A 5,377-nucleotide genomic window follows, 5' to 3' on the forward strand; every position below is an offset into this window, starting at 1 on the left:
AATTTGATCCTGAGCAAGAACTAGTTAAATTGGAACAGTACTTGGATAGCTCTTTATACCGTGCTAAACAATTAGAAAACCTTATTAGGGAAATTCGCAATTGAACTGTCTCATCTGTAACGCTCCACTTAATACACAAAATAGTGTAATAAAGTTGAATCAATCAGTGGCCTCAGACTGTACGCCAGTAAACCTACCTGCTGAAATCTTATGGTGTGATGAATGTGGCCATTATCAGAAACTAGTATCAGCTGAGTATCTAAGAAAAGTTGATGATATATATAAAAATTACCAACCGTATTCTCTTAACCAAGGAAAAGAGCAGCAAAACTTTAGTGCTTCAATACCATTTACTCGATGTGTAAAACTGATAAAAAACTGCTTTAATTATTTGAAAGACAAAGATGTATGTAATTACTTGGATATTGGTACTGGCAGCGGAGCTATGCTTCAAGCAGTCGAAAGTGAACACCAAGACTGGACAAAATACGCACAAGACATATCAGATAACAACGCAGATTTATTAATAGATAAATACTCATTGGTAGATTTTTACAGCTCACTCTCCGATGTGACATTAAACTTTGATGTAATTACTTTAATTCACGTTTTGGAACATATTGAAGATGTTGACGGTTTTCTCACTGAATTAGGTGGTATATTGAGCAATAGTGGGATAGCAATTATCCAAGTACCTGCGATAGAAGAAAATATTTGGGATTTTGCGATTTTCGACCATATCTCACACTTTTCTCGGCAAGGTTTAGAAGCATTGCTATCTCAATACTTTGATATTGTAACCTTCCCTGAAGAACAAATAGCAAAAGAAATAACGGTTATTGTTTCCAATCCCAGAAGAAAACCTCGCACCTACATTAGAAATAACCGAGCCGACAAACATACTGAATTCAATCAGAAGCAGGGTCAAATACGCTCACTTGAAAACGTGTATGTTTTAGGTACAGGCCCTGCAGCTTGCTTTTGTGCAAGCCTACTTGGTTCTAGATTGCTTGGCTTCTTAGATGAAGATCCAGACAAGATAGGTAAATCTCTTTTATGTAAAAAAATCTTCGACGCGAATAGTAATTACCTAAGGCCTATTTATCTTCCTTACCCCTTAGAGCAAATAAGACAAATTAAAGTTCGCTTACCACAACATCAGTTAATTTATTAGATGGAAAAAAAATGAAAGCTGCCGTACTTTTTAAGACAGGTGAACCACTGCAAATAGTGGATGGCTTAGTAGCCCCAACTCTTAAATCAGGACAAGTCAAAGTAGATATAATCTACTCTGGGTTGTGTCACTCTCAATTGATGGAAGTGAGAGGAATGCGAGGAGAAGACAAGTACTTACCTCATCTACTTGGACACGAGGGGGTTGGAAGGGTAAAGGAAATAGGCCCAGATGTTACAAAGGTTAGCGTAGATGACACAGTTGTTCTTGGATGGATAAAAGGAGAAGGGCTCGACGCTTCTGGAGGCATATATCATTTAAATCAAGAGCCGATAAATGCAGGTGGCGTTACGACCTTCTCTCAAGAATCAATAGTCTCAGAAAATAGAGTGGTTAAATTGCCGCTTGGCATTCCCCTCAAATTAGCGGTGCTATTAGGCTGTGCCTTACCAACAGGAGCTGGTTTAGTCCTTAACCAATTAAAACCCAAAGAACATTCAAGTTTTGCAGTTTTTGGTTTAGGTGGGGTTGGGTTGAGTGCGCTTATGACTGCGACGCTTTTTAAACCTAAAATGCTAGTCGCAGTAGATATAGAAAATGACAAACTTAACCTTGCCAAAAAAATGGGGGCGACTCATTGTCTAAACGCCAGCAGTCCCGATTACCTCAAAGAGCTTCACAAACTTTCCAATGGCGGTTTTGACTACACCATAGAAGCAGGTGGTTCTTGCAAAACAATTGAAGAAGCCTTTGAAGTTACGCGAGATAATGGAGGGCAATGTATTTTTGCTTCACACCCTAAAGAGGGAGAGAAGATTTCACTAGAACCTCACGCATTTCATAGAGGTAAAAAGATATCTGGCAGTTGGGGGGGGAATTCTAGACCAGATGTAGATATACCAAAACTGGTTAAGTTGTACCAAATACACAACCTTCCCTGGGAAAGTTTATTGTCTAATTCATACAAGCTAGAACAGATCAACGAAGCACTAAATGATCTTGAAGCAAGGAGAATAACCAGAGCTCTTATTGAAATAAACCCTCATTTAGATCCTACACGGTAGTTATTCATGAGACGAACACTTATCATCGGTGGAGACTCTAACATTGGAAGGTACTTCAGAGAACAACACAAAGAAGTTGCTTTTACTTCAAGGCGAAGTAATGCTGAATTGTTTCTCGACTTGTCGGATCCCAATAGCTTTGAAGGTGTATTTAAAACAATAAAAGAAAAAAAAATATCCAGTGTAATATTTTTAGCTGCAATAACAAAAATAGCCGATTGTGAGAATAAACCTGAACGCTCACACAAACTAAATGTGGAAAACACATGCATACTAATCAAAGAGCTACATAACCTAGGGTGCTTTACAGTTTTTATCTCTACAAATCACATATTTGATTGTAAATCGCCAAAAATGGCTGTGAACAGTCCTAAAAAGCCATTTTCTATTTATGGCCAGCACAAGTTAGAAGTTGAAGAATATATCATACAACATTGCTTAAATGTGGCTATCTTACGTCCTACCAAAATTTTAACACCGTGCTTTTCTCTAGTTAATGCCATGCTGAGGGACTTAAAAAATGGTATTCAGTTTGAAGCATTTGATGACCATTTTTTTTCTCCTGTTAGTATAAATTTTTTCTGTGATTGTTTGACAGAAATACTCCTATCGAAAAAAACTGGTGTTTATCAGATTAGCGGTGAAAACGATTTATCGTACTACACGTTTCTAAGAGAAGTTGCGATCATTAACAACTTAGATCCTAAACTTGTGATACCGATAAAAGCTGAATCGAAGCAAGTAATAGCAGCAAATTACGGTAGTCTAAAGCCAAAATGGTTCAACGACTCAATGAGTGGCACTCAATCAGCCTTAGAGACAGTTAAGCTCTTTTATAACGGATAAATGCAAAATGAAAGTTGACTCCGATAAAAATACCAAGCGTATACTCGTAATTGGTAACTTTGATGTACTACACCCTGGACACATTCGTCTGTTAAAATTTGCAAAAGAGTGCGGAGATGTTCTCACAGTAGCAGTTAATGCTGACAAAGTGATGAATATTAAAAGTCGAGTTAAGCAAGAAGATAGATTGGAAATGGTAAAGTCTTTAGAGTGCGTCGACGAAACGTTCCTGACGACTGAGTCACCTGAAGCACTTGTGGAACGGCTCCAGCCATATGCAATTGTGAAAGGGAGAGAGTTTGAAGAGAAAATAAATCCCGAATTGAAAGCGCTCCACCGCTATGGCGGCAAATTGATCTTCGGCTCAGGTGAGTTCGAAGCAAGTTTAGAACACTATGTAAAGAAGACGACTAAACTAGACACTAACTTTGATTTCAAAGAATTACTCGCATATGCATCGAGACACTGCATATCTGCGAAGTCGATGCGCGAACACTTAGATGCGGTCAAAAGTATCAGAGTAATAGTGATAGGTGAGCTAATTGTAGATGAGTACGTTCAGGGTACAGCTATTGGCCTGTCACAAGAAGATCCAACTATAGTAATGACACCAAGCAAAAAAAACACATTCCTAGGAGGAGCTGCAATTACTGCTGGACATATCAAATCTTTGGGAGCATCACACGTATCTCTTTATTCATTGCTAGGTGAAGACGAAGCCGCAGATTATGCACGAGCCAAAGTAGCAGACTATAAGGTTTCGCCGCACTTTTATATAGACGAAAGCCGCCCTACACCTCTGAAAACAAGATATAGAGCAAGTAACAAAACGCTATTAAGAGTAAATCAAGTACGACAGCATAAAATTTCAAAAGAGCTTCAGCATAAAATTGTCACCGATTTAAAGAAGTCATTAAAAAATGCAGATTTATTAGTATTTTCCGATTTTAACTATGGCTTGCTACCCTCAACTCTAGTAGAAAGTCTTATACAACTATGCTCAGAACACAAAGTTAAAGTAGTAGCTGATAGCCAAACCTCTTCCCAAGTAGGCGATATATCGAGATATAAAAATATAGACCTTATCACTCCAACAGAAAAGGAGGTTAGAGTCGCTTTAAATAATTCGGATGATGGCTTGGTCATTTTAGCCCAAAAGTTGACTGAAAAATCAAAACCCAGCAACTTAGTAATCACGCTTGCCGAAGAAGGTATATTGATACACAAGCCTAACGATAGCTTTACACATTGGGAAAATGATCGATTACCAGCCCTAAACTCCAATGCTGTTGATCCGGCAGGAGCTGGAGATTGTTTTTTAGCAGCAAGCTCCTTAGCATTGGCTGCTGGTGCAGACATATGGCATGCTTGTTACCTTGGAAGCCTTGCGGCAGCATGTCAGGTCGCATCCTTGGGGAATACACCTTTGTCATCAACTACTTTAGAGAAAACGTTAGAGGAATCATTTAGTTAATATGAAAGCAATCATTCTTGCAGCAGGCTTAGGTACTCGCCTGCGCCCAATAACTAACTCAATTCCAAAATGTTTAGTACCGATTAATGGAGTACCGTTATTACAACTTTGGCTAGATAAACTCGTTAAGCTAGGTGTTGAGGAAATTTTAATAAATACACATTATTTTTCTGAAAAAGTTGAGGATTTTGTAGCTTGTTATAAATATCGCGAAATAATCACGTTAGTAAATGAAAGTTCGCTGTTAGGTACAGGTGGTACACTCATCACCAATAGCGAGTATTGGCAAGGGAGTACAACACTCGTTTTACACGCTGATAATTATTGTGAGGATGACTTAACAGGCTTGCTCAAAGCTCACCATGAACGCCCATCAAATTGCGATGCTACCTTGCTCCTTTTTGAAACTAACACTCCTGAGAACTGTGGCGTTGTTCAATTGAGTAATACTGGAGTCGTAGAAGAGTTCTATGAAAAAGTTCCAAACCCTCCTTGTAACCTAGCGAGTGGAGCGTTATTCGTCTTTTCGGAGAATGTTTATGAGAAGTATCTAAGTCAGTTTAACTCTAATCACTTTTATGAAATTAGCGTAGATTTTGTACCTTTATTTATAAATCACCTTTTTACGTATAAGACGCCTCATACCTACGTTGACATTGGTACTCCCTATGCCTACGAGCAAGTACAAGCGCAATCTAAAAGAGCTTCAACTTTGAAACTCATTTAGTCGATCCTGAAGCCAACCGCGGAAACATGACAAAATGTCCCCTTCACCTTTGATAATACACTTCTATACTGATTAATATATTCAAAGGCACT

Annotated in this window: 5 protein-coding genes; all 5 read left to right on the forward strand. The window is 38.5% G+C overall.

Annotated features, from left to right (window positions below):
- Positions 1-154 precede the first annotated feature (154 nt).
- From CEX98_RS21940 to CEX98_RS21960, 5 genes are read left to right on the forward strand one after another with little or no spacing between them, the layout of a single operon-like run.
- Positions 155-1,174 carry a class I SAM-dependent methyltransferase gene (locus CEX98_RS21940; RefSeq protein ID WP_172439832.1) on the forward strand — a complete coding sequence of 340 codons (1,020 nt, stop codon included), beginning with the start codon at positions 155-157 and terminating at the stop codon, positions 1,172-1,174.
- 11 nt (positions 1,175-1,185) lie between these two features.
- A complete protein-coding gene (locus CEX98_RS21945; RefSeq protein ID WP_099644111.1) occupies positions 1,186-2,238 on the forward strand; it encodes a zinc-binding dehydrogenase in 1,053 nt (350 codons plus the stop codon).
- Between the two features lie 6 nt (positions 2,239-2,244).
- Positions 2,245-3,084 (forward strand): SDR family oxidoreductase, encoded by an 840-nt coding sequence (locus tag CEX98_RS21950; RefSeq protein ID WP_099644112.1) that lies wholly within the window; start codon positions 2,245-2,247, stop codon positions 3,082-3,084.
- Positions 3,085-3,091: 7 nt separating this feature from the next.
- On the forward strand, positions 3,092-4,558 hold the full coding sequence (locus tag CEX98_RS21955) for a PfkB family carbohydrate kinase (protein ID WP_099644113.1): 1,467 nt from the start codon (positions 3,092-3,094) through the stop codon (positions 4,556-4,558).
- A gap of 1 nt (position 4,559) precedes the next feature.
- Entirely contained in the window at positions 4,560-5,285 is a 726-nt protein-coding gene (locus CEX98_RS21960; RefSeq protein ID WP_099644114.1) for a nucleotidyltransferase family protein, read from the forward strand.
- Positions 5,286-5,377: the final 92 nt, after the last annotated feature.

The sequence above is a fragment of the Pseudoalteromonas piscicida genome, from assembly GCF_002744175.1.
Lineage (GTDB): Bacteria > Pseudomonadota > Gammaproteobacteria > Enterobacterales > Alteromonadaceae > Pseudoalteromonas > Pseudoalteromonas piscicida_B.

Bases quoted from the DNA above. Each gene is read 5' to 3' on its own strand.
- CEX98_RS21945 (WP_099644111.1), top strand. From the start codon at position 1,186: ATGAAAGCTGCCGTACTTTTTAAGACAGGTGAACCACTGCAAATAGTG.
- CEX98_RS21950 (WP_099644112.1), top strand. From the start codon at position 2,245: ATGAGACGAACACTTATCATCGGTGGAGACTCTAACATTGGAAGGTAC.
- CEX98_RS21955 (WP_099644113.1), top strand. From the start codon at position 3,092: ATGAAAGTTGACTCCGATAAAAATACCAAGCGTATACTCGTAATTGGT.
- CEX98_RS21960 (WP_099644114.1), top strand. From the start codon at position 4,560: ATGAAAGCAATCATTCTTGCAGCAGGCTTAGGTACTCGCCTGCGCCCA.